Annotated in this window: 15 protein-coding genes; 6 read left to right on the forward strand and 9 right to left on the reverse strand. The window is 53.0% G+C overall.

Annotation, left to right across the window (positions count from 1 at the left end):
• Positions 1-75 precede the first annotated feature (75 nt).
• Complete coding sequence (locus SH668x_RS11485) at positions 76-2,601, reverse strand: phosphocholine-specific phospholipase C (protein ID WP_437185199.1); 2,526 nt, start codon at positions 2,599-2,601, stop codon at positions 76-78.
• A gap of 578 nt (positions 2,602-3,179) precedes the next feature.
• Here SH668x_RS11485 and SH668x_RS11490 point away from each other — a divergent pair.
• Both SH668x_RS11490 and SH668x_RS11495 read left to right on the forward strand, forming a co-directional pair.
• Positions 3,180-4,556: a hypothetical protein gene (locus SH668x_RS11490; protein ID WP_437185200.1), complete on the forward strand. Its 1,377-nt coding sequence runs from the start codon at positions 3,180-3,182 to the stop codon at positions 4,554-4,556.
• Positions 4,557-4,743: 187 nt separating this feature from the next.
• A complete protein-coding gene (locus tag SH668x_RS11495) occupies positions 4,744-7,212 on the forward strand; it encodes a DNA internalization-related competence protein ComEC/Rec2 (protein ID WP_437185201.1) in 2,469 nt (822 codons plus the stop codon).
• Positions 7,213-7,280: 68 nt separating this feature from the next.
• On the opposite strand, the gene SH668x_RS11500 is transcribed toward SH668x_RS11495, so the two are convergent.
• From SH668x_RS11500 to SH668x_RS11520, 5 genes are all read right to left on the reverse strand, one after another.
• Entirely contained in the window at positions 7,281-9,020 is a 1,740-nt protein-coding gene (locus SH668x_RS11500) for an SMP-30/gluconolactonase/LRE family protein (protein WP_437185202.1), read from the reverse strand.
• Positions 9,021-9,228: 208 nt separating this feature from the next.
• Positions 9,229-10,179, reverse strand: a complete 951-nt coding sequence (locus tag SH668x_RS11505) for a 6-phosphogluconolactonase (protein WP_437185203.1) — start codon at positions 10,177-10,179, stop codon at positions 9,229-9,231.
• A 40-nt stretch (positions 10,180-10,219) separates the two neighbouring features.
• A complete protein-coding gene (locus SH668x_RS11510) occupies positions 10,220-10,987 on the reverse strand; it encodes an arginyltransferase (protein ID WP_437185204.1) in 768 nt (255 codons plus the stop codon).
• A 44-nt stretch (positions 10,988-11,031) separates the two neighbouring features.
• Complete coding sequence (locus SH668x_RS11515; RefSeq protein WP_437185205.1) at positions 11,032-12,282, reverse strand: PQQ-binding-like beta-propeller repeat protein; 1,251 nt, start codon at positions 12,280-12,282, stop codon at positions 11,032-11,034.
• Between the two features lie 204 nt (positions 12,283-12,486).
• On the reverse strand, positions 12,487-14,694 hold the full coding sequence (locus SH668x_RS11520) for a hypothetical protein (RefSeq protein ID WP_437185206.1): 2,208 nt from the start codon (positions 14,692-14,694) through the stop codon (positions 12,487-12,489).
• Positions 14,695-15,138: 444 nt separating this feature from the next.
• Between SH668x_RS11520 and SH668x_RS11525 the strand changes: the two genes are divergently transcribed.
• Both SH668x_RS11525 and SH668x_RS11530 read left to right on the forward strand, forming a co-directional pair.
• Entirely contained in the window at positions 15,139-17,121 is a 1,983-nt protein-coding gene (locus SH668x_RS11525) for a hypothetical protein (protein ID WP_437185207.1), read from the forward strand.
• Positions 17,122-17,246: 125 nt separating this feature from the next.
• Positions 17,247-18,278 carry a bile acid:sodium symporter family protein gene (locus SH668x_RS11530; RefSeq protein WP_437185208.1) on the forward strand — a complete coding sequence of 344 codons (1,032 nt, stop codon included), beginning with the start codon at positions 17,247-17,249 and terminating at the stop codon, positions 18,276-18,278.
• 2 nt (positions 18,279-18,280) lie between these two features.
• Here the strand turns inward: SH668x_RS11530 and SH668x_RS11535 are convergent, their stop codons facing one another.
• Positions 18,281-19,000 carry an HAD-IA family hydrolase gene (locus SH668x_RS11535; RefSeq protein WP_437185209.1) on the reverse strand — a complete coding sequence of 240 codons (720 nt, stop codon included), beginning with the start codon at positions 18,998-19,000 and terminating at the stop codon, positions 18,281-18,283.
• Between the two features lie 102 nt (positions 19,001-19,102).
• A complete protein-coding gene (locus tag SH668x_RS11540; RefSeq protein ID WP_437185210.1) occupies positions 19,103-19,372 on the reverse strand; it encodes a hypothetical protein in 270 nt (89 codons plus the stop codon).
• Between the two features lie 454 nt (positions 19,373-19,826).
• On the opposite strand from SH668x_RS11540, the gene SH668x_RS11545 reads away from it, so the two are divergent.
• Positions 19,827-20,162 carry a phage holin family protein gene (locus SH668x_RS11545; protein ID WP_437185211.1) on the forward strand — a complete coding sequence of 112 codons (336 nt, stop codon included), beginning with the start codon at positions 19,827-19,829 and terminating at the stop codon, positions 20,160-20,162.
• A gap of 82 nt (positions 20,163-20,244) precedes the next feature.
• Here SH668x_RS11545 and asnB read toward each other — a convergent pair whose 3' ends face one another.
• The gene (gene asnB / locus SH668x_RS11550) at positions 20,245-22,230 is read right to left on the reverse strand and encodes an asparagine synthase (glutamine-hydrolyzing) (RefSeq protein WP_437185212.1); all 1,986 of its coding nucleotides are present in this window, start codon (positions 22,228-22,230) and stop codon (positions 20,245-20,247) included.
• Positions 22,231-22,720: 490 nt separating this feature from the next.
• On the opposite strand from asnB, the gene SH668x_RS11555 reads away from it, so the two are divergent.
• Positions 22,721-24,013, forward strand: coding sequence for an aminopeptidase P family protein (locus SH668x_RS11555; RefSeq protein WP_437185213.1), 1,293 nt, complete (start codon positions 22,721-22,723; stop codon positions 24,011-24,013).
• The last annotated feature ends 200 nt before the right edge of the window (positions 24,014-24,213 follow it).

Below are 24,213 nucleotides of genomic sequence, written 5' to 3' on the forward strand. Positions count from 1 at the left end.
ACCTAAGCTGAATAAAAAAAGGTCGCCCGAATGTTGAGTTCGGGCGACCTTTTTTGTTTGTCGCGTGAATCCGGCTCACGCTTTCTTTTGGACGGCTAAAAGCGGGTCCGTCAGGCCCCAGGCTCCCGATTCAGCGCGACCAGCATATCGGCGATAGAATGACGGGACGTCTTTTGATGTTACGATCAGATCGTACCAATCGTTGCTGCTATCAATGGCGATAGCTGTGTTCACTGGTAACCCGCGATTTGCAACAACGTCCATAGTGGTCTCCGAATACGAGCCATCTTTCACGGTAAATCGTAACGGCGCCGCTTGTGCGTTGGTGATCGCGATGGAAGTCAGGCGAGGCTTATTGTCCTGGCGCTCGCCTGTCCCGTTTAGGTCATAAAAGGTGAGTTCAACTTTCGGGTCAGCCTGGGTGCCGCGGAATTCGCGATAAAACCCATTTGGTCCGTGAACACGGAGTACGTAACCTTGTTCACCGAAGAGATCCGAACGCCACTCCGCGGTAACGGAGGAGCCCGGCGCGACGGCGTAATGACGGACTTGAATTCCTTCGGTGGTCTCGGCATAGGCGATGAACGGCGCTCCCAGTGACCGGTCTCCGAATCGCTTGTTTCGAGCAGAAAACGTCAACACAAAGTGCTGACGATTTTCATCCCAATCGCCGGTGACCTCCAACTCATAATTTAGCGGGGCATGCGGGCGCTGACCCGGTTCCTGCACTGGCAATGGAGAATTCTTGCGATCCCCTTGTTGAATCGCAGTGATCTCTTCGTCCGTGAGTTCATGAAAGCCCTTCGGAACGGGTTTGTATTTCATTCGGTCGATCTGTTCGATGAAGCCACTCATCGAAGGATGACCAACCCAATCCGACTTCGTACTCGATGCTGAGCGGAATGCAGAAGTGAGGTCGCCACAGATCGTTCTTCTCCACGGGGAAATGTTCGTCTCGGTGATCGTCTTTCCTGTTTTTCGTTGGAGATACGATTCCAGAAAGCGGATGACAGAAGTGTGGTCAAACACTTCCGAACAGATATTTCCGCCAGTCGTCCATGGCGAAGCAATGACCATCGGAACGCGATATCCCAGTCCGATCGGATTCCCGTTGGCGTCCTTGCCTCGATATCGCTTGTCGATCTCTGGGCTCACGTGGTCGAGTGCGGTTTCGAGTCCCGGAGAGCTTCCGCCGCTATTGGGATCATTCGGGCGCGGAGGCATAAATGGCGGAATGTGGTCGAAGAATCCATCGTTTTCATCGTATGTCAAAATGAAAACGGTCTTCTTCCAGACTTCGGGATTCTGCGTGAGGATGCTGACCACTTCGGAGAGATACCATTGTCCGAACCACGCATAGTCGGGATGGTCCGAAAATCGTCCCGGTGGAACGATCCATGAGACTTGAGGGAGATTCCCGGACTCGACGTCTTTCCGGAATTGGTAGAGAACGTCTCCTTTCGGAATGTTAATGGTTCGCTTCTTGCCTTCATCGTTGTATTCGACTGTTTCCAGTTCCCGATAATGCGGATCGCTGACGTTTGTCGTGAAGGCCCGCTGGTGCAGACTCTTGGCGCGTTCGGAGAGTCGATTGAAATTCTCTTCGGTGAATTCCGCAACATCTTTTTGAAGACTGTCGAGTGATTTCGTCAGTTTCTGAATTAGATCATTGAGCTTCTGAAGTTCCTCTCCGCTGGCATTGGAGACCTTTTCCTTTGCTTCCTCCAATTGCTGTTGCGTGGATTCCAGTTGCCTGTGGAGATACGCCCGGTGCGTCGGATGAAATCGGACGTTGAACTGTGAGAACCACTCGATGGGACTATCACCGAAGTTGGAAAGCCAACCGTGTTCCTCACCTGTCATTCCCGTCGGGACATCGAGTTCGTTCTGGTAAATCTTCCAGCTGATGCCGTTGTCTTCCAGTCGTTCAGGGTACGTCGTCCAGTTGCACCAGTTCCCATAAGAACACTGCCCATTCGTAATCGCTGCTGGTGAATTGACCTTTTGTTCCGGAAGAATCGTCCCTGTCCAGAGATGGAGGCGATTCGGTGTCGTCGACGAAATCACCGAGCAGAAGTTGTGATCGCAGACGGTAAAGAGGTCTGCGAGTGCGTAGTAATAAGGAAGGTCTCCCCGCGAGTAATACCCCATCGTCATCGGAAGTGTCTGATAGTCTTTGTGCCCCGGTCGCTTGTACTGTAGCCATTTGTCGTGCAGTCCAAAATTATTGGCTGCAACTTGGTCCCAGTAGCCGTGCGGCAGGCACCCCATCCATGTCGCCTTTGATTCCTGCATGTCGACGCGGAATGGTGCGTAACGGCGTCCATCTTCTTCTGTCTGGACGAACGAGGGATTTCCATCTGGAAGCTTGACCGCACGAGGATCACTGAATCCACGCACTCCGCTGAGTGAGCCGTAGACATGGTCGAGTGACCGGTTCTCCTGCATCAGAATGACAATGTGATCAGCATCGGAGAAGTCGCTGCCTGGAGTGGGCTCAATGGCTGCAGCTTTCTGAAGAGTCTCAATAAAGCTGAGCTGGACGCCTGTTGCTCCGGCCATCAGGAGGATGTCCTTCAGGAAGTCTCGTCGATTGTGCATCGGTTCCCTTTCTCTCAGGAATGCGAAGAATCTGCATGAGTTGATGAGATGTCGCGTGTGCCAGTTCAAATGGAAGCAAGCTGGCGACAGGATCGCAACGGTAACGGAGGGAGTAGCTACCTATCGTGTAGGGAGCTGGCAGTTTCATGGTGGACGAATTCGGTGAAATTCTGGGTGGTGTAAGAGTGTATTTTCGATGAATGCCTGACTCATTCAATCGGATTGATGCACAGAATCGTTCGGAGCATTTTAATTGTTCAAACCAGTGAAGATTGAATGGAGTTGGCAAACTCTCCGGCCTATATGGTGTAATCGGAACCACTTCGGGGGGCGGATCGTCAATGTCACAATTTTGACTCAAGTTTTGCGAAAGGAGGTCGTATGATCGATTGCGGAATTTGTATCAAGGGTACCGTTTAGCAGAACGAAAATTCCGCTTGGGGAATCGAATATTTTGTTTGATCCCCCTATAGGCGTGTGGGAGCATGGATGCGGATGTTCGGATCAGGAGGGTTCGAAGAGATCAGCAATGACGACTGATGAAATCACCTGTGAGGAATGTTCCAAGGAAAGTTGCAATGCGAAAATTGCTCAGGGTGGCAGCAGCCTTATCTGTTGCCATGTGGGGCGGCGCGACCCTGCAAGCCGGTCTGTTTCATGGCCCGAAATACAATCGAATGCCCGTTTCAGCGTGTGCCCCAACTTCATGCTACACAGCGTGCAAAGTAGAGCGCGAAACGTGTTACCGAACCGTGATGGAAACCGTTTGCGAACCGGTTCAGGAAACTTGCTACCGAACCGTCATGGACACCACTTACGAGGATGTCCAGACGACGCACTATCGCAACGTCGTCGAGCAGGCGTTTCGTGAAGAGCAGTATCAGGTACAGCGTCCGATCTACGAAACTTCGTATCAAGAGCAGCAGTATCAGGTGCAGCGACCGGTTTACGAAACACAGTACCGACAGGAAAGCTATCAGGTATCCCGCCCTGTCTACGAAACCGTCAATCAGCAAGTTACACGAACTGTTCAGCGTCCACAGATGACCACTGTGAACCGCCAGGTTCAGCGCACCGTTCTGCGTCCAGTTGTTGAAACATATAATCAGGAACGCTGCTTCACAGTCATGCGTCCTGTGACAACAACACGGACCGTTCAACGAGTGGTGGGACAATGGGTGGATCAGCCGTTTACCATTCCTGGTCGAACAATTCCTCAAGTCACTCGTGACTGCAATGGTTGCCCACGGATTTGTTACACACAGTGCCCACCGACACAGTTGACACGCAAAGTCTGGTGTCCACAAGTCGTTCAGTGCCAGGTTCCTCACACTGAAATGGTTCGGGAAGTCGTACGACAGAACGTTCCGGTTCAGGTGACTCGGATGGTTCCTGAATGCGTGACTGAGAACATTCCGGTTCAGGTCTGCCAGATGGTCTGCGAGCAAGTCACCGAGACGATCCCTGTTCGCACATGTCGCTGGGTGAGCGAAACCAAGACCTGCCAGATTCCAATGCGCGTCTGCAAAATGGTTACTGAGACACGTACCTGCAAGATTCCAACTCAGACTTGCCGCATGGTCACAGAGAATCTGGTTCGCCGGGTCCCTTACTGTGTCACACGTCAAGAGCCTGTGACTGTGACTCAGCGCGTTGCCAAGTGCGTTCCTCGACAGGAAGCGTTCACTGTGACCCGCATGGTTCAGAAATCGGTTCCTCGACAGATTGCATACGAAGTTTGCCGCGTTGTTCCAGTAGAAGCTTGCGGTCCTGAGATGGCTTGCGGAAGCTGCGGACCAACAGGTCTGGGTGGATGTGCTTCGGGTAACTGTGCCGGGAATGTTTCTCCATATGAAGCGACCAAGCCCGTTCCAGAGCCTGCACTCAATAACGGACGTCCTGCAGAACAGAATGGCCCTGCTGTCAATCCAATGCCTCAGGGACCAACGACATAGTTTCGCTTGCATCGGTGCGAAGCTGAGTCAATCAGCAAATTGATGTGGAGCCCGCTCTCAGAGCGGGCTCCATTTTTTATTGCTATCGCCCAAGATTGTCCTGAGAACGTCGAAGCTGCTATTCTTCACGAATCATTCGAATTTGATGGAACGCGAGCGAATCGCACTTGAGCATTGGGCACGCTCGATGAAATTCCGTTCTCAGTCTGTTCATCGACCTGCGCTTACCGCTGCGCTCGCATTCGGATTGGGCATCCTGGCTGACCGGTTGCTCGACATTCCTCATGTCGCTTGGGGAACACTGACGCTGATCTCACTTTTGAGCTCGGCGTTGTTGCTCAAAAAAGCGAAGTCTGCCGCCCCAGCAAGTCTGCTGCTGATACTGACTTTGTTCTCTCTGGGCGGGTGGCGTCATCACCTTCCTTTCAACACTCGCCAGTCGAACGACATTCTGACGTTCTGCAAAGAGGAGTCTCAGCCTGCGAGGCTCGTGGGAGTGATTGCCTCCCCGATCGAAATTCATGAAGCGAAGTTCGGTCCGCGGATCCCTCCCTGGATGGAAGTGGATCGTTCGAAGTCTGTCTTGCAATGCGAACGGGTTGAGGTGAATGGGGAATGGGCGGAGACTGGTGGACTGCTTCAACTGAATGTCAGCGGTCATGTTGTCCATGTACGAGTGGGCGATCAGGTGGAGTTGATTGGCCATGTCGCACTTCCCCGCCGGACTGCGAATCCGGGTGCGGTCGATTTTGGAGCGATCCTCAAGCAGATCGGGATCAGCGGAACGATCAATGTTGAACATCCCGCAGCGATTCTGAAATTGGAAACACTTCGCTCGCCTCGATGGTCACTTGCTCGATTGAGGGAAACGCTTCGAACGGAATGCGTACAACTGATTTTCACTCACCTTCCCGAAAACCAGCGAGGTTTGGCAGCATCACTATTAATTGGTGATCGCACTTCGCTGAGCGATGACATGCGGGATCAGTTTGCAGAAACCGGAACGATGCATTTGCTCGCAATTTCCGGTCTTCACGTGGGGATCTTTCTGGGGATAGTGCTGGCGCTGTGTCGGCTGGCGAATTTGTCCACGAGCATGACTTCAGTCTGCCTGATTGCAACGGTGGCAGCCTACGCATTTATCACGGATCAGAATCCTCCGGTACTCCGCGCCGGCCTCTTGGCGGCCATTGCGGTTCTAGCAGCCTCTTCAGGGAGACGAGTCGATGGAATGAACGCACTTGGTGTGAGCGCGCTCATTCTCCTCCTATGGAAACCGAGTGATCTATTCAATGTCGGCGCGCAGCTCTCGTTTCTCGCAGTCGGCGCCATTTTATGGTCGATGAGTTGGTTGAAACGTGATGAGAACGATGAGTCCGCAACTCTGAGCCAGCTGATCGAGGAGGATCATTGGAAGAAGCGATTCCAGCCTGCGATGCACTATCTCAGAAGCGTTTACGTCATGAGTGTCGCTGTGAATCTGGTGACAATTCCGATCACGATGGCCACCTTTCATCTCTTCAGTCCTGTCGGGCTGTTGTTGAACGTTGTTCTGATTCCCTATTTCGCGATTGTCCTGGCAACCGGGTACCTGATGCTCGTGGGAGGACTGCTTCTCCCCTTCTCTGCTGCAATTCTCGCTGCGCCGTTTCAAGGAAGCCTCGGTTTATTCCTTTTCGCAGTTCAATGGGGCCAAAGTATTCCGTGGGGGCATTTTTATGTTCCTGCAATGGCGGCCTGGTGGCTGATTGGCTTCTATGTGCTTGCGGGATTTTCCTGGAGAATGATCGGAACGTATCGAACGTCTTGGTGGGCGTTCCGCGCCCTCCTCGTCTGGATCATCGTCGGTTTAGGAATCGCGTTGATTCCTTCTCGTCGTGACGGTCTTCGCATGACGGTGCTCTCCGTGGGGCACGGGCTGGCCTGTGTGATTGAACTGCCGAGCGGCGAGACAATCGCCTATGACATCGGGTGCATGGGCGATGGAAGTCGGGCTGCTAACGCGGTTGCTGGATTGTTGTGGTCGCGCGGAGTCACTGAGCTTGACGCGGTGCTGGTTTCTCACGCTGATCACGATCATTTCAGCGGTCTGTTCACACTTCTTGACCGAATCCAAGTTCGCAGAATGTTTGTGACTCAGGACTTTCTTGATTTCAATCAGAAGAGCGTTTCGGAACTGTGCGACCATGTCGTCACAAAGAACGTGGACCTCAAACTGATCCAAGCGGGAGATCAACTGGCGCTGCGTGGTGATCAGGCTGGGGCTGTGTTAATCGAAGTGATCGCCGCTCAGAATACGAGTGGTCCGCATTCGGATAACAGTCGCAGCGTGGTCCTGCAGGTGGACTATGCGGGGCGCCGTATTCTGCTTCCTGGTGATCTTGAGAAATCGGGATTGGCTGAACTGCTTACATTGCCGCCGCGGAAAATTGATGTGTTGTTGTCACCGCATCACGGGGGAAAAGTCGCCAATGTTCTGGATCTTTATCGCTGGGGAGATCCGATCTATGCGGTCGTCAGCAGCAAAGAGACCGCACTTCCGGGATTGAGTGGAGTCCCGGAGGGTTGTCATGTGTTGAATACTGCACTCTCTGGAGCCGTCACTGTTGAAATTCAATCTGATGGAACGATGAGAGTCTCGGAATTTCTCAAATGAAACTCCGAGACTCTCTAAATCAAGGCCACGAGCAGGTTGCTGTGGAGCCGACTTGGGACCCACGGCCATTAAAGGCCGGGACGTGGAGGCATGACGGGAGCTTTGAAGGGGAACAGTCCTTTCGCGTTCAATTTCCGTTTAAACACTTTGTCGCCTGCAGTGACATAAAGGGTGTCCAGCTCGGGACCGCCAAAGACAACATTGGCAAGGGGGCCGGGCTGCGGTGGTGCAATGATCAGATTCACTCGGCCGGGCTGATCGAGAACCTGCAGCCCCGCATTGGTGCAGACGTAGAGCAATCCATCCGTGTCGACAGTCATTCCATCTGCGTGACTCCCACTGATGGCGTCCTTCAGGTGGAGCCAACCGTATGGCTGTTTGTAAGCCAACGATCCATCTGCCTGGATCTGGAAGGAGTAGGTAAATCGGCCAGTGTAATCCGCAACGGTGAGAAGGGTCTGGTCAGGAGAGACAATCACACCGTTCGGGAACCCGATCCCGGAATCAACTTCTTTCAATTCGCCCTGCGAAGAAATGTGCCAGATTCGCTTCTTGGCTGGATCTGTAAAGTACACCGACCCGTTGGCCAGCACGACGAGATCGTTGCTACTCACCTGCTCTGCAATGACCTCCTTTGTGCCGTCCGGGAGGAATCGCACAATCCGTTGGTTTCCCCCTTCGCAGCCATACAGTTTGCCATCGGGACCGAACATCAATCCGTTAATTCCAGGGGAGTTCTCAACAAAGGTGGAGACTGTTCCGTCCAACGCGATTTTGTGAACTTTCCCGGCGGGAACATCGGAGAAGAAGACTTCCCCATGTTCATTGACGGCCGGACCTTCTGTGAAACGATGTCCGGAGCTGACTTCCTGCCAGTTTTCGCCGTGAATCAGGATCTTCGTTCGAGATGCTGCAGGCGGTGCTGGAGTTTCAACCGGAGCCGGGTAGTCGTGCCAGATAAATCGAAGTGCATCGGGGAGGACGACGGTGATTGTTTTCGAATCATGTCCCCCTTCTCCCCAGAAATGTTTCACATCGTAATTTGAGTACTTGAGAGCCGTCAGCATTCCCTCGTTCGAGTTGAACCAGTCTCCGGCATAGATGTTGAGGTCGTTTGATCCATCTTCGAGAAAGACCCGTATGGGCTTTGCTTCGGTTTTACGGATCAGGGTCGGAAATTCATTGGCGCCACGCAGGCCGACGTATGTGCCGATGGAGCTGACGACCCGACGAAATTGGTCGGGTCGCTCCCAGGCAACGTTAAATGCACAAATCGCTCCGGAACTCGAACCTGCAATGGATCGATCATTGGGATCAGAGCTGATGTTGTAGGTCTTCGAGACTTCCGGAATGATCTCTTCAATGAGGAAGCGGGCGTAGCGATCGCCGAGACCATCGTACTCAAAGCTGCGGTTAAATCGTGGCTGCGCGTTCTCGTGCGGGGCAGGAACAACGCCGGGTTCAATGAAGATCGCGACCTGGACTGGAACCTCTTTTTTGTGGATCAAATTGTCCAATACCGTAGGGATCTTCCAGTTGTTTCCGACTCCGATTCCATCCTGAACGACAAGCAGACAGGCCGGTTTGGCTGGATCGTACTGCTTGGGAACATAGACCCAGTAGTTGCGTACGGTGCCTGGGAAAATCTCGCTCTTCCACTGAATCGGGCCGTGGACTTCCCCTTGGGGAACCCCATCCTGCAGCTTGGAGTCTTCGGTTAACTCATTGGCAAATGCGGGGGAAGACATCAGGAGTGTGCTGAGTCCCAATGCGAGACAGGCCAGTCTGCACAGTCGAGTCAGATTCATATCGTTCCTCGTGAGGCGGTGTGAGGGAAATGACGCGTCAGATCCTTTTTGTGAACGTTATAGAAATCTGTCCCGGTTCGCATCTGTGTTGATGAATGTTTCTTGAGAGTCGATTGATGCGCACGAAAAAAGAGCTGCCAGTTTCCTGACAGCTCTTGATGACTCGACATGAGCGTCGCTGGAGTGGGCATTCGGCCCAGCACAGGGACTAGTTGCTTTCAGCGACCAATGGACCAGCGAGTTCTTCGAGGAAGAAGAGTTTTCCGGGAAGAGTTGTCATGTATGTGCTTGGGATCCATGAAGTTGGTTCGTGACGGAGGGTCATCCACAGGCTCAGACCCTGCCACATCATGCCTCGGTTAAATGTTCCATCACATCCGCCGATGATGTGATCAGCACCGAGGAACAAACCTGGGCCGATGGTGTTCGCGTACGCTGGCACCTTGGTTGTACGGCTCTTGAAGCTGTTGATGGCGTTCTGCTCAACGGTGAGTGGATGCAACTTGGCACCGATTCGGTGAGTCTGTGCCTTCCACTCTTTCTCGCTGGAGTAATCTTCAGCGAACTGTGGTTCCCAGAATGCGATGTGGCAAACGCGACCGATTCCGAAGACAACTGCGAGTTTGGCGCCCTTGGCCTTGAGATCAGCGATCTTCTTGGCGTAGGTCGGGAGATTGTCTTTAGTAGCGAAGTTACGCTGCTTCTTAGGAACAGTCAATTTTCCGAGAGGACCGTAGAACGCTTCCTGCATTGCGTTTTGGAATCCACCTGGCTCGGTGCCTGGGATGGTGTTTCCCTTGACGTCTGCCCATTCGTCCATGTTGAAGCCATGAACGTGATCGCAGCTGACATTCCATTCTTTCAGGAAGTACACAGCCCAGCGGTACATTCCCATTGGACCCACTGGAAGGATCATCGCCAACTGTTCGCCAGCTTCACGAGCATTGCGGATCGTCAACGCAATTTCGTGGCCCATGTATGTGTCGAAGTCGCTCAAGGAAGCGAGTGGAACTGGAGTGAATTTCTTGTTCCACCATTTCTGGCGTGTCGTGATGGTTTTTGGATCGTCGTCAATCAAAGCGTCGATCTTGGCGAGATCCCAACCTTTAGGGAAAAAGTTTTCCAGCAACGAACCTTCAATCGTTGAGATCAAATCCATTTTCAATTCACCGTGTTTGCATTTTTAAGGGGCGTCAGAATTAAGTGGCGAAGTTAGACTGTTCTTCAGTTCCCTTCAACCAAGAAGCGTTTTCCTCATCCTTGGGACGGGTGAGAAGGACTTCGTGCGGATGAAAACGGCTTTTATAAGCCATTGAAGTGCATTCATTGATCCAATAGCCCAGATAAACGAACTTGAGTTTCAACTGTCGGGCGATCTCGATTTCACACATCAGTGAGAACGTCCCGGGATTGTGGTCCCGCCATCTGGGGGCGTGATAGAAGTAGACACTCGACAGTGAGTTCGGGAGGCGATCGACCAGACCGACTCCGACCAATTCGTCCTCCTCAAAATAGAGGATATCGTGTAGGGTCGGGAATTCACCGGTGAGGAAACCTTGAGCGTACGTCTGCGGCGATACGGTCTGAGCGGGCCAATTCTTTTCCGTCGCCATCTGTGCGTGCCAGGAGTTGTATAGAGAAACGTGTTCAAGGGTGACCGAAGCTGGCTGAAGTTGAACGGAAATCGCCCCGTTCTTTTTGAGTGTCCTTCTCTGGCTCTTGCTCGGCTGAAATGCATTTACGTCGACGCGAATCGGAATGCACTGCATGCAATTCGCACACGCTGGCCGAAATACGTCAATTCCGAAACGCCTCCACCCCCGTTCGAGCAAGTATTCAAGCTGGAACGGAGTCAGTTCCCGATAGCTCCGGTATTCTAGGGAAGCGGTTTGCTCCGGAAGGTATGAACATCGGCGAGGAGGCTCGATAACGTGGTAAAGCGTAGGAGGAAAATCGGGTGCTGCCATAGCGTCTTCAGATCAGAAAGCAATATTCACACGGCCGCAGTGCCCTATTTGCTCTTTAAGCACGACAGTGTGTGAAAGCCACGCAGGTAGAGTCGCCCGTTCGCGATGGCTGGGGTGGAGTATGACTCATCCGGGATTTTTCCTCCGGGATATGCCCGGAATTTTGGGCTGGCATCGATGATTTTGACATCGCCTTCTTCTGAGATGCAGTAGATTCGCCCATCGATGATCACCGGTGACCCACTATAATTCCCGCCGATCCGCTCGCGCCAGACATTCTTTTGCAGATCATCCCGCAGGTCGAGGCAGCAGGCAGTTCCATCGTCATTCCAGAGATACATGTAATCTCCAAGAGTGAGCGGCGTTGGAACGTAGGGCATCATCTTTTTTCGTACGGCGTGGACAAGAGACAGATCATCGGACTTTCTCAGCGGATCGACCGCGATCATCTGAGTCCCGCGTCCTTCTTCCCCGCACGTCGCAAAGAACAGTCCATTGGCATAAACGGGGGATGCGACAGTCCGTTGTGGTAGCCGCCCGGATGCCCAGATTTCTTTTCCGCTCAATGGATCGAGGCCAGCGATCCCGGTGGCTCCACTCAGGGTGATGATTTGTTCGACACCGTTGATCTGCGCAATCATTGGTGTCGCGTAGGAGGCCGTTTCGACTTTACGCTCCGTGCTCCAGCGAGTCTCCCCTGTTTCCAGATCGAGAGCTTCGATACTACTCGGCCCATCCTGATCATTAGGGACAATCAGCATGTCCTGATAGACCACTGGAGAGATCCCGATTCCGTGTGAGGCAGCGTAAGGGCCGAGATCCCGCTGCCAGACAAGCGATCCTTCAAAATCGTAAGCGTTGATCAGGAAATGCTCGGGATCAGCTTCTGCGACGTAGACTCGCTTGCCATCAGTGGTTGGGCTCCCGGAACCGTAGCTGTTCTTTTTGTGAAGCTTGTTGGGAAGCAGCTGAATGGACTTCGCCCAGCGTTCTTCACCGGAGAAGGAATCGATGCAGAGGATGGTCCGTGTTCCGTCTTCCAGCCCAGAGGTGAGGAACAAAAATTGTCCCCAGACGACGGGGGACGAATGTCCTTTTCCTGGGAGTTGAATGGTCCATTCGTAATCTGTTTCAGACCATTCCGTTGGGATTCCACGCTGAAGGCTGATTCCCTCCCCATTCGGTCCGCGGAAACGAGACCAGTTTTCATCGGCGGAAGCACTGTGATTCTGGGTGGTGAAATGCAGAGTGGCGAGGAAGAGAAGGAATGCCCATCTATGAAAAATGTTTTTCATGCGTTGAATCCCGCTTCTAATGCACTCACAGGGCGATAACACTGTCTGCTTCCAAGGCGACTCGCGGAAACTAGTTTACTTCTTCACGCCCCCTTGTGAAACGCAGGCCGAGCAAATGGGAGCCCGCAATGGACAGCACGAGAAATAAAAAAGGCCATCACGGTAATTTGTGATGGCCTTTCGTCACTCATCGTGTTCAGAGGATTACTGACGTTCTCCGTAGAACTTGGTCATTTCTTCAGCAGAAAGTGGCTCGGAGACACCTTCGCTCATCAGGCTGGCTCGGAAGCGGAGGCTTCCTGAAACTGCTGCTTTCACCTTCACTTTGTAGGTCACAGTCTGGCCTGCAGCGATTTCAGGAATCGAGCGGAAAGCGACTGCGTGACCATCGCCGCGGTGTTCCGTTGGGCCTTCTGCACTCACAAAAGACATCCCCGCAGGCATTTCGCATCCGAGGGAGACTGCTTTGGCTGCTGCGGTTCCTTCGTTTTTGACGCGAATTTCGTAGACCATTTCGGAACCGACTTCCACTGGGTCTTCAAGATCTTTCACTTGGATGGAAAGTGAAGATGTCGATTCAACTGTGGTGACCAATTCGCTGTCGGAGATGACACCGTGCTCGGAAGTCGCCCGTGCAAGGTGCTTGAATTCACCGCTCTGGCGAGCGAGGAGTGTCACTTTGATTTCGGATTTTTCACCCTTTTCAAGGCGTCCCACAAACCATGTGATCAGGCCTGTTGCTGCGTCGAACTGGGCACCGCGGTCAGCACTGACGAAATCAAATCCGGTTGGCATCTTGTAACGCATCTGCACGTTATCTGTTGCCGCTTCCCCGTTGTTCGTGACTTCCAATGTATAGTTTGCTTGACGGCCAAGATATCGCAGCCCTGGGCCATGAATCGCTGAGCCGATACTCGGGGCAATGACAACGACGTCTGAGGAAGTTGATTTGGCAAGTCCACTTTCAGCCCGTGCCTGAATGGCAAGGTTGTGAGTTCCGCCCTGCAGAGCATTCAGAGCGAGGCGGACGCTTCGAGATTCGCCGGGGTTCAGGCTTCCCAGTTCCATTAGGAGTCGTTGGCCTCGAGCGTGTTCCAGTCCTTGTGGAATCATCGCTTCGATTTGAACCGCCGTCGCAATTCCGGTTCCCGGGTTGGAAACTGTGACTGTCTGTGTCGCTGCTTCGCCGATCAAAACTTGTGTTGGGCCTTCAACATGAATGTCCAGGAGTGGTTCCGAGACCGCGAAGCGTCCGTTCGCAATCCCGCTGAAGCGGACTTCTGCTCTTGTGTTGATATCGCCACTTTGAAGAGGAACCATCACCACCTTGATGACTCGTTCTTCTCCCGCTTTGAGTTCATCCATCTGCCATCCCAGATACTGATCACTGGTCGATGGAGCAGGACTTGCATTGATTAAGCGAACGCTCTCAGGGAAATGAGCCTGCAGTTCCATGTTCTGGGCGGAGACTTGGCCGGCGTTCTTCACGATCAGATGGCAGATGCACTCCTGACCGATATTCAAATCGGATTGCTTACGCCATTCGATGGTGATTGACGGCGACGTTGTGATTTCACTTTTGAACGCACTCGGAGCAGGAGTCGTCGCAGATGCGGCCACTGGGGTTGAAGCTGCCATCGGCACTTCTGGAGCTACAGGAGTCGCTGGCACATCTGCACTTAGAACCGGGAGCTTTTGAGCTGGAGGGCTTTGTGCTGGTGGAATGCTGTTTGGGCTGCGACTGAATGTGAGCGATCCGCGACCGGTTGGCTTGGCTGGAGGCGCTGCTGGAACTGGTGCTGCTTTGGGAGTGACCGCCTGTTCCGTTGGGACTGCTGGGAACTCAGGCGCTCGCGGAGGAGCAGCCATCGGCTCGAACTCGTCGAATCCCGGGAAATCTTGGGGTGAAATTCGCTCGCCACCGACTTGTTGAATCGTCGGCCGAGTATTTTCTGGGTTGCTCTGGTAAGTGGCCTGAACGACGCGGTTTGGGTTTCCGGAAGGGAGGCTTGCGCTGGCAGGAACGACTTCGCGTCCGACCGTCATGCTTCTTCCAGATTGGCCAGTGACCGACGGAGCGAACGTCTGATTGGACACGGGCCGATTCATCGGAGGTGCGTTTGGGGATGTCGCTGCGGGCGCTCCATCAGCACCGAAGAGCTCATTGTAGTAATTACGGAGCTCATCGTTCTGGGCAGGCCGCACGACTGCCGCGGGGCTTGAACTCGCACGAGTGAATTTTTGAGGAACGGCGCCAACTCGTGCCGTTCCGGGTGCTGCTGCAGCGGGAATGCTGCGAGTGTTGGCCGAGCCATAGAAATCGTCAGCGACGACTGATTGAACGGACATCCCGATAATCGCCAGTAGGCAAGCGCTACGCCGCATCGAAACCATTGAACCGTTCAGCTTCATGTCATTCATCCTTGATTCGATCACTGTGCAAATATGCAGCAGAATTGTGAGCTGTCAGTAGGATCGGAATGGAGGTTTCGTGCGCTTGAATGGAATGCGGTGATCTTTCCGATTTTGTTCGACTTTTGTCGCGAAAATTTCAACTCCACCTAAAAAATACTGGATTTGCCACGAGTGGTTAAAATGGGTGAATTGGGGTGAGATTGCCGCGTGCCAGCGTTCGACCCGTCCCAGATCCTCGAATTCGGCCGCTTGTCTGAATTCTGTTTCCCGGCCATCACCTCTGGGAAGAGATGGCGGCAGCGGGGCAGTCGCGATGCTCGGTCAGCATCGAAGTGGGGCCGCGGCGGAAGCTGGGGAGAAACTGCGCTCAGATCCTTTGGCCTGAACAAAATACAGAAATTTCTTTGTCAAATTCAGGCTCGATGGCAACGACACGGATCGGTGTCATTCTATAATCCGATGATGCCGGTTTTCTGGCAAATCTGCCCGTTGCAGTCATCGAAGTATTTGTTGTGCAAGTTCATACGTGAAAAGAAGGTTTTACTCACGATGTTTGTGACACATCTGGTTCAACAGAATTCTTCCCGGAGTGGCAATCTGCTCGCTCGAGTTTTGGGAAGTCTCTTGGTGCTCGTTGCATTAGGTGTGGTGATGGCATTCACCCTCCCGAAAGATGCAAACGTCGTTCAGCCAGAAAAAAAAGAAGACAAGATTCTCAATGACAAAGCGCGCCGATGCGATGACCAGCTTGCAGATCTCATTGAAGCGATGAACCCCGGGCGACTGGGGATTTCTTCTGACAGAACCCAATTGATCGATCGTTTGAATGTCTGGAAGACTGAGTGCGGTTCCGTCTCGGGGGAAGCCAAGCCAAGTGAAGATCAGGAACTGCTCGCCAGCAAGCTTTCAGGAGAGATTCTGGAGCGAACCGTCGCTGACCGTTTTCTCGTGGAAGATGCCTCTCATATCCGGATGAGCATTCTGGCCAGAGACATCGTCAGCAGCATCGTTGAAGGGACTGCTTCGACTCAGGAACGGGTCACCCTTCTCTTCGATTTCGTCAGCGACAATGTTTTGCTGATCGACGATAAGTTGCGAGAAGACATTGACCTGACTCCCTATGAATCACTCGTCTTTGGACTCGGAACAGACAAAGATCGTGCGTGGATTTTCGCTGAGTTACTCCGCCAGTTGCGACTCGACGTCGTGATTCTGACTCCTGCCGATGACGCTAAGAAGGACGATTGGCTGGTGGGCGTGATTGACCATCCCCATGGGATCTACCTATTTGATCCACGACTGGGGCTCCCTGTTCCTGCTGAGGGATCGTCAGAGGAGACGATTTATCCGGATGTGCCAGCGACTCTGCAACAGGTAGTCGCTTCGGATGCCAGTTTCCGCAATTTTGATACTGCGGAATCTCCCTATCCGCTGACCTCGGCGGATATGTCCAATTTGAAAGTTTCACTCATCGGAACGAGTAGTTTGTGGGCTCCTCGTATGGCAACTCTGCAATTTCTGTTGCCTCAGGGAGTGTCCGTTGAGTTCTATGATGGATTGGGCAAAAACTCCTTCCGGGCCGAAGGGTTGCAGCAGCGCGTCATCGATGCGGGGCGAGATGGACTCTGGACCGCCGACCAAGTCTCTTTGTGGGATTACTCGCAAAAGCAGGAGTTGAAATTCGAATCGACTCGCGGCGAAGGGGCACCAGAAAGCCAGTTGGCGAACTTTCTGTACGTTTTCAAAGGGCCGTATACCCTACGTCGTACTGACGACAAAAGTGAAGAGCTCCTGCCGACTCCAATTAATAAGTCCCTTCACTTCGTGAGAGTGGAACATCTGCGCGGGAAATATGCTGAAGCGGTGCGGGATTATCTCCCAGTGAGAACCACCGTTAATATTGTCCCCAACCGTGTGAACGCGACAGCGACCGACTTTGCAACTGCCTGGACTGGGCTCTGCCAAATGAAGATGCAGAAAATCCGCACTGCATTGGGAACATTGAACCGGTTCATCAGTTCTCCGTCGCACAGCGTCGGGCTGCATCGAGCAGCACGTGAGGCGTTTGCGGAGTGCCTGGTCATGCAGAAGAATTATGCAACCGCCGTGCAGGTTCTGGAGACCATGCCCAAAGGATTTGCTCCACGTCGTGATCAGTATTTGATCGAACGCTGGAAGAAAGCCGGAGGACTCAACAAACCTGCAGAAGAGGCTCCTGCGACGGAAGCTGAAGAGAAACCAAGTGAATCTCCTGTAGAGAGCACTCCAGAGGCCCCGGTAGACGGCGAGATGTCGACACCGGAACCGACACCAGAACCGACACCAGAACCGACACCAGAACCGACACCAGAACCGACACCAGAACCGGAACCGACACCGGAACCGACACCAGTACCGACTCCGGAACCGACTCCAACTGAATGAGTTGAGATCACTGTCTAACTCTGTTGACGCGTCGTTCGTGACGCCTGGCTGCAAACCCAAAAGGCTTTCAATCTTCGTTCGATTGAAAGCCTTTCTTCTTCGAGTGCTCAATCAACCTGAATCCAATGTTTCAATTTCTCGCGCGACGTTGGTTTTTGCTCGCCCTCATGGGAATTATCCCGTTCGGCGTGTCGCTGGGCTTGTCGTCCGGCAGTCGCGAAGAAGAGCTCATTTCCAGAAACGCAACACAGCTATTCAGCGGGACAGTCACCGCGATTGTCCTCTTCCTGATGTCTGTAACTTTGGAATCAGGGAAGATTTTACGTGCGATTCGAAGTCCGGCCGCAGTGATCTGGGGGACCGCGATCTGTCTTCTCATCATCCCAGCGGCTGCTCTCGCAGTGGTCGGCTGTCAGTCGAATATCGATTTGCAGAGCGGACTGATTGCTGTGGCAGCGGTGCCGAGTACCCTAGCGACGGCGAGCGTCTGGACGCGTAAAGCAGGCGGAAACGATGCGGTTGCACTTCTCGTGACGATGTTGACCAATGTCGTCAGCTTCGTCGTGACGCCACTTTGGTTGTCGTGGGGACTGGATGAATCGACCCACTTTGAGGCTTTTGCTCTCAACAAGCAGCTGTTTCTGACTGCCTTGCTTCCAATCCTTGCGGGGCAGCTCATGCGGATGGTTCGTCCCGTCCGTGAATTCGCAGATCGAACACAATCGACTCTCAACACAGTCGCCCAGCTGTGTATCCTCGTGACAATTCTCACCGTGGCGTTTCAGAGTGGAGCGAGGTTTCGGATCGATTCCCAGAATCAAGCAGACTCGATTCAGCTGCCGATTCTAGTGTCATTAGGGATCTGCGTTGGTCTCCATTTAGCGGGGCTGATCGCAGCACTTTTAGGGGGCGAACTACTCCGCTTCCCGAAAGAGGATTCAATCGGGGCTGCGTTTTCTGGGAGTCAGAAGTCGCTTCCGATCGGTCTGTATGTCGTTTCATCTTTTGAAGACGTCGGGCCCATCGCGTGTGTTCCGGTGATGCTATATTACGTGTCGCAGCTCGTATTTGACGCGGTGCTGATCGATTGGTTTCACGGGTGGATGCGTAAAAACGACGACCTCCACAGTGATGAAAATCCAAGCGAGATCAGTTGATCTCATCGGACAGAGATCGTCTGACGCAGCGTCACTTTCAAACTGCCATTTTCGTAAGCGACATCGATATCATCCAGTTGGGAGATGATGGCATCTGCGTGCCGCAGGTTCTCAGGCGGATTTGTGGTGGCGATGGCGACGACGGTCGCTCCGGCAGCTTTTCCGGCAGCAATTCCCGAGGGGGCGTCTTCAAACACCAGACATTTCTCAGGGCGAAATCCCAGCCCCGCTGCGCCGAGCAGATAAGGCTCTGGATCGGGCTTGCCAACCTTCACGTCGTCGGCCGTAATCAGAATCCGGGGAATTGGAAGATTGGTAAACGACAGTCGTGTCGTCGCTGTCCGGCGTCTTCCACTCGTCCCAATGGCCCATCGATCCTCAGGAATGGATGAAAGAAGCCGGAGTGCCCCTGTAAACGCTGAGAGACCGTCGGTATCGTCTGCTTCGCGATTTTCTTTTTCCGCAGCTTCTTTCTCAATATCCAGGTGTGGAGCAAATTCCCGCATCGTTTGGAGCGTCGGACGCCCGTGATGAGCGGCAGCAATCGGGCCAAATGGCAGGCCATGTTTGGCAGCCCACATTTCCCAGTGCCGGTCGGCGAGATGGTTGGAGTCGACCAGAACGCCATCGAGATCGAATAGGATGGCATCGACGATTAAGAGAGACGATTCATTAATGATGGAAGCACCAGATTCGAAAAGCTGAGAGAAGTAGAATCGCAATCAGTGTATTTCAGCTTTTCGTTGAATGAAATCGACCAGACCTGATTCTTGCAAATCAGACAGCCCGGATCATCAGTATTCGGGCTGTTTTGCCGTGTAATATCATTCGAAGTTGGATGTGTTGGAGACCCGCTGGCGAACGTCGGGACGCACGTACATCGCTGCACTGAGTGTCGACCAGAGATGCATGATCCATCCCATTGTTCCAAACGAGATCACCCAGATGATTCCAGCGAGTAGAAAATGAACGAGCGCCGTGATTGGCCGCCCCTGAACAAGTTGTCCGAGGCCGGGGAGAAAGAAGCTACAGACCGCGGCAATCACATTGCCTGCCGATGCAGGACCTTCTGACGAAGAAAGCGCCTGTTTCATTGAGATGGTCCTTTCCAGTTGAGTCACATTGCCCGTTTCGATGGAATTATTCGCGTCGACCAGCAACTCATCCAGTAGAAATCAAACCTGTCGATGGAGAAGTTTCCAATCCGATTATTTCCTCCTGTTTTCACTGATATCCGAGGTCGGATCGCACTTGAACGTTATTCGCCGATCGGCATGAATTCTTGGAGTCAAAATCGGAATTTTTAAGATTTCGTGGAATGGCAGCTGTTGGTGGAAATGCGGCATCTGCTGGATGGCTTCAGCTCCCGGCAATGGGGAGAAGAGCGGGAACACCATATTGCTCCCAAGGGATTCCCAGCCGACGCCGTCCTCGATTTGAGTTTTCGATCAACATCCTGTAATCAATGGGTCAGTAAATCAGGCGATTTACTGAATTCTCGCTGAGGGGAGCGAGATCGCAATTGTTTTCGAGCCGGGCGGAATCGACATGTTTGAGTTTCTCGTCAATCTGATCATCAACGCTGCAATCCTGATGTTGGTCGCCCATATCGTCAAAGGATTTCAAATTCAGGGTTGGGGCCCCGCCATTTTCACGGCGCTCGCACTCTCAGTGATCAATTCAACGATTCGCTATGTCGTCCTGCTTCTGACCCTGCCACTGACGATTCTCACGCTGGGATTGTTTCTCTTCGTCGTCAACGCATTGATGTTGTGGTTGGCGACTGCGATCGTACCGGGGGCGAAAGTCGAGAAATTTGGAACCGCTCTTCTCGCGAGCCTTCTGTTGACATTCTTCAATTTCCTGGTGGCATGGGCTCTGTAACGTGCGTGATTACTGACTTCGCTCGCCCCCGAGATGACGTTCGGTCGGCAGAATCGACCAGGCAGACGTCGAAAAGGTCTCTTCAGAGATCCAAGCCGAAGCAGTCCATTCCCGGAGCAGACACCGGCGGAATCTGATCAACGTAAATTCTGGCCCAGCATTCCAGACAGAGGAGATTCCAGAGTCGATAAGCATGATCCCAGCGACCGCTGAGGTGTTCCTGAATCAGGCGTTCGATGAATTCACGACGAATAATTCCTCGTGCTTCACACCGGTCTGATAAGAGAATCGATTTCAGGAGTGGGGCGAGTTCGTTACGGAACCAGTGGTCAATGGGAACACCAAATCCCATCTTCGGGCGAGTCTGAATCGGCTGTGGGATCAAGTCCGCGAAGGTTTCGATCAGAATCTTTTTCCCTTTTCCGGGTTCGAATTTTAATTCGATCGGCATTCTGGCAGCGAGTTCCACAACGCGATGGTCCATGAATGGACTTCTCGCTTCCAACCCGAACGTCATACTCGCGATATCAACTTTAGTGAGGATGTCACACGGCAGATAGGTTTGAACGTCGACGAATGTCGTCCGTGTGATGAAGTCGCGATTCGGACAGGCTGCGTAGGCATCTGTGATCAAATGGCTGCTGTCGAAGTGCGACAACTGATCGCGGAACGATTGCTGATAAAGCTCGTTCCGGGCTTCCTGATCAAAAATTCCGATCCACCGCAAATACCGCTTTTCCGGTGTTTGGCTGATGGCAGCGATAAAACGTTTTGCCCGTCGTCCAAAGGAGCGTTGCCGTGTCGATGTCGGGATTTTCTGCCAGATTTTCCACGCCAGGACGTTCTTGATGGGGGCGGGGAGCCGATCTGAACGGCCTGCGAGACTGACAGCCTGATAACGGGAATAGCCGGCGAATAACTCATCGCCCCCATCTCCGGATAATGCGACCTTCACAATTTCTCGCGCACATCGAGAGACTTCGGTTGTTGGAATCGCAGAGCTGTCGCCGAACGGCTCATCGTATTGCCAGATGAGTCTTGAGAGAGAGCGAGCTGCATCTGGCTCGACGACAAATTCATGGTGTGTCGTCTTCAGGTGCTCGGCAGCCATTCGTGCGAACTGCCGCTCATCATACTCCGGCTGAGGAAAGCCCATTGAAAACGTGTGGATCGGATGAGGAGATAATGACTGCATCAACCCGGCGATGATCGTTGAATCGACCCCTCCGGAAAGAAACGCTCCGACCGGAACATCCGATCGCATCCGTAGTCGGACCGCTTCAGTCAATGTCTCGCGGAGTTCCGCCTTCCACGTCGACGTTGTCATCGGCGGACTGGCTGAAGACGTCGCTTGAGATTCTGCGTACGGGGCTGTCCAATACTTGCGCAGAGTCAGCTCACCGTCTTTGAATGTCGCTGTATGAGCGGGGGGAAGTTTCTGAAACCCCTTGAGAATCGTCTTCGGATGGGGGATGTACTGGTATGTCAGATAGAGGTCGACCGCTTCAGGATCAATGATTCGAGGGAGTCCGGGGACCTGCAGGATCGCTTTGAGCTCACTGGCGAAAAGGAACTGATGGTCTGCGTGTCGGTAAAACAGAGGCTTCTGCCCCATCCGATCGCGTGCCAGAAGCAGCGAACCTTCTCGTTGATCCCAGACTGCGAATGCAAACATGCCACGCATCACTTCCACGCAGGCTGCCCCCATCTCCTCATAAAGATGGACGATGACCTCGGTGTCGCTGTTGGTCTGGAATGTGTGATTTCGAGCAATTAACCCTTCGCGAAGTTCTCGGTAGTTGTAAATCTCCCCGTTGAAGACTGTCCAAATCGTTCCATCTTCATTCGAAAGGGGTTGGTGTCCGCCGCCCAGGTCGATGATCGAGAGTCGGCGGTGCCCGAGGGCGCATTCCGTGCGCGAGGCCTTGGGTGTGGAGAGGTCCTGCGAGAGAAGGGTTCCGGAGTCGTCGGGGCCACGATGGGCAATCGCATCGATCATCCGTGTGAGAGTCGTCCGATCAATCGCAGATGACGATTGGTTCCAGGCTGCACCGGCGATTCCACACATGTGAAGATAATGCGCTTTGATCAGGAAATTCAGAAAGGGAATGACAGCGGTCGCTATCCATCAGTCAGCGTATGCCAGTTGAATCAAATCCTCAAGCGGTCTTGGATCTGCGCCAAAGATTTTCGGATTCAAGGAGTAGAGGCTCGCTTTCTACTGAGAAATCTCTTCCTTAGACGAAACCCCGTTTGCGTGAACTTTGCTGGGGAAATGGCAATGGAGCTTCATTCCGAAATGCCGATCGAGCGGTGAGCGGCGCATTCCGAAGGGGATGTGAACAACTGCGGCGGAGGGGGGCGATGGAAAGATTCGACCGGCTCACGAAAAGCGGTTGCCGAAGAACCACCGAAAGCTATGCGCAGATTTTAGTCGCTTGGCGATCGATTGAGCCGTGCGGGCGAGGCCCGGTTTTAATACGATTTCCACTGGGGCGGGTGGAATCTGCCTCTCCTGAATTCGCGGGTTGAAATTCATTTGTTCTTGGAATGACAGTATGCGCCATCTCCCAATTGATTCTGCGCTGTTTATTGAAAATCGTGCCCGACTCCGTTCGCTCCTGCCGTCTCACTCAATTTCGATTCTGCATGCCAATGACGTTCTGCCAACCAATGCAGACGGATCCATACGATTGATTCCAAACTCAGACCTCTTCTACCTGTCAGGGATTGAGCAGGAAGAAACCGTCTTGGTGATTTGTCCAGATGCGGTCGAAGAGACACATCAAGAGATTCTGTTCATTCGTGAACCGATCGCTCATCTCGAAACCTGGGAAGGACACAAACTTACCAAAGAAGAAGCGACGGCAATCTCTGGGATCAAGAACATCAAGTGGGTTCACGAACTTCCAAATCTGCTCCCGACGTTGATGATTGATTCACAGGAAGTCTTTCTGAATCAGAATGAACACCGTCGTGCCGTTCGAACCGTACAGACTCGTGATGACCGCTTTGTACTGGAATGCAAAGAGCAATTCCCACTGCATACTTATCGTCGACTCGCCCCCCTGCTCCATCGCTTGCGTGTGGTCAAATCAGAGCGGGAAATCGAGTTGTTGAAGCAGGCGATTAAAATCACGGATCAAGGATTCCGTCGAATTCTGAAAGCGACTCGACCGGGAGTGACAGAGCATTTTCTGGAAGCGGAATTTGCTCACGAGTTCATTTCGAATCGGGCCTCGTTCGCTTATACGCCGATCATCGCTTCTGGCAAGGGAGCCTGTTCGCTGCACTATATCAGCAACGATCAGGAATGCCGCGACGGTGATTTGCTGCTGCTCGATGTAGGGGCAAACTATGCAAATTACAACGCGGACCTGACTCGTACGATCCCCATCAACGGGAAGTTCACTCCTCGTCAACGATCGGTCTACGATGCTGTTCTACGAGTGATGCGTGCCTGCATTCAGTCGGCCGTCGTGGGAACTTACCATCGTGACTGGCAGATTCAGGCACAGGCGATGATGAACGATGAACTGTTACAACTGGGGCTGATCTCCAATGAAGATATTGCGAATCAGAAGCCGAAAGAGTTCGCTTCTCGCAAGTATTTCATGCACGGCCTCGGGCATCCGTTGGGGCTCGACGTTCACGACGTCGGACCATCCAATGTTCCATTCGCTGAGGGATGGGTCCTGACGGTGGAACCGGGCATCTACATTCCCGAAGAAGGATTCGGGGTTCGTCTGGAAAACGACATTCTGATTACCGAAAACGGACCTGTGGATCTGATGGCCGAGATCCCAGTGGAAGCTGATGAAATTGAATCGCTGATGGCGGCGGCCAAATGAGCGAAAGTCATTTCGACGCACTCTGCAGGGGGCATTGAGCGGGGAAGTCTTATTGAATCGGCGGGAAGCTAAAGTCTGATCTCTCCGATTCCCTTCCCGTCCGCTGAGTTCGATTGATTCTCAAAACAGGTGTGTCAGAAACCAAATCACGTTTCTGGCACACCTGTTTTTTCGTTTCCGGAGTGCGCACGCGTAGTCTA

Origin of the sequence: Planctomicrobium mucosum, from assembly GCF_051466335.1 — a bacterium.
Lineage (GTDB): Bacteria > Planctomycetota > Planctomycetia > Planctomycetales > Planctomycetaceae > Planctomicrobium.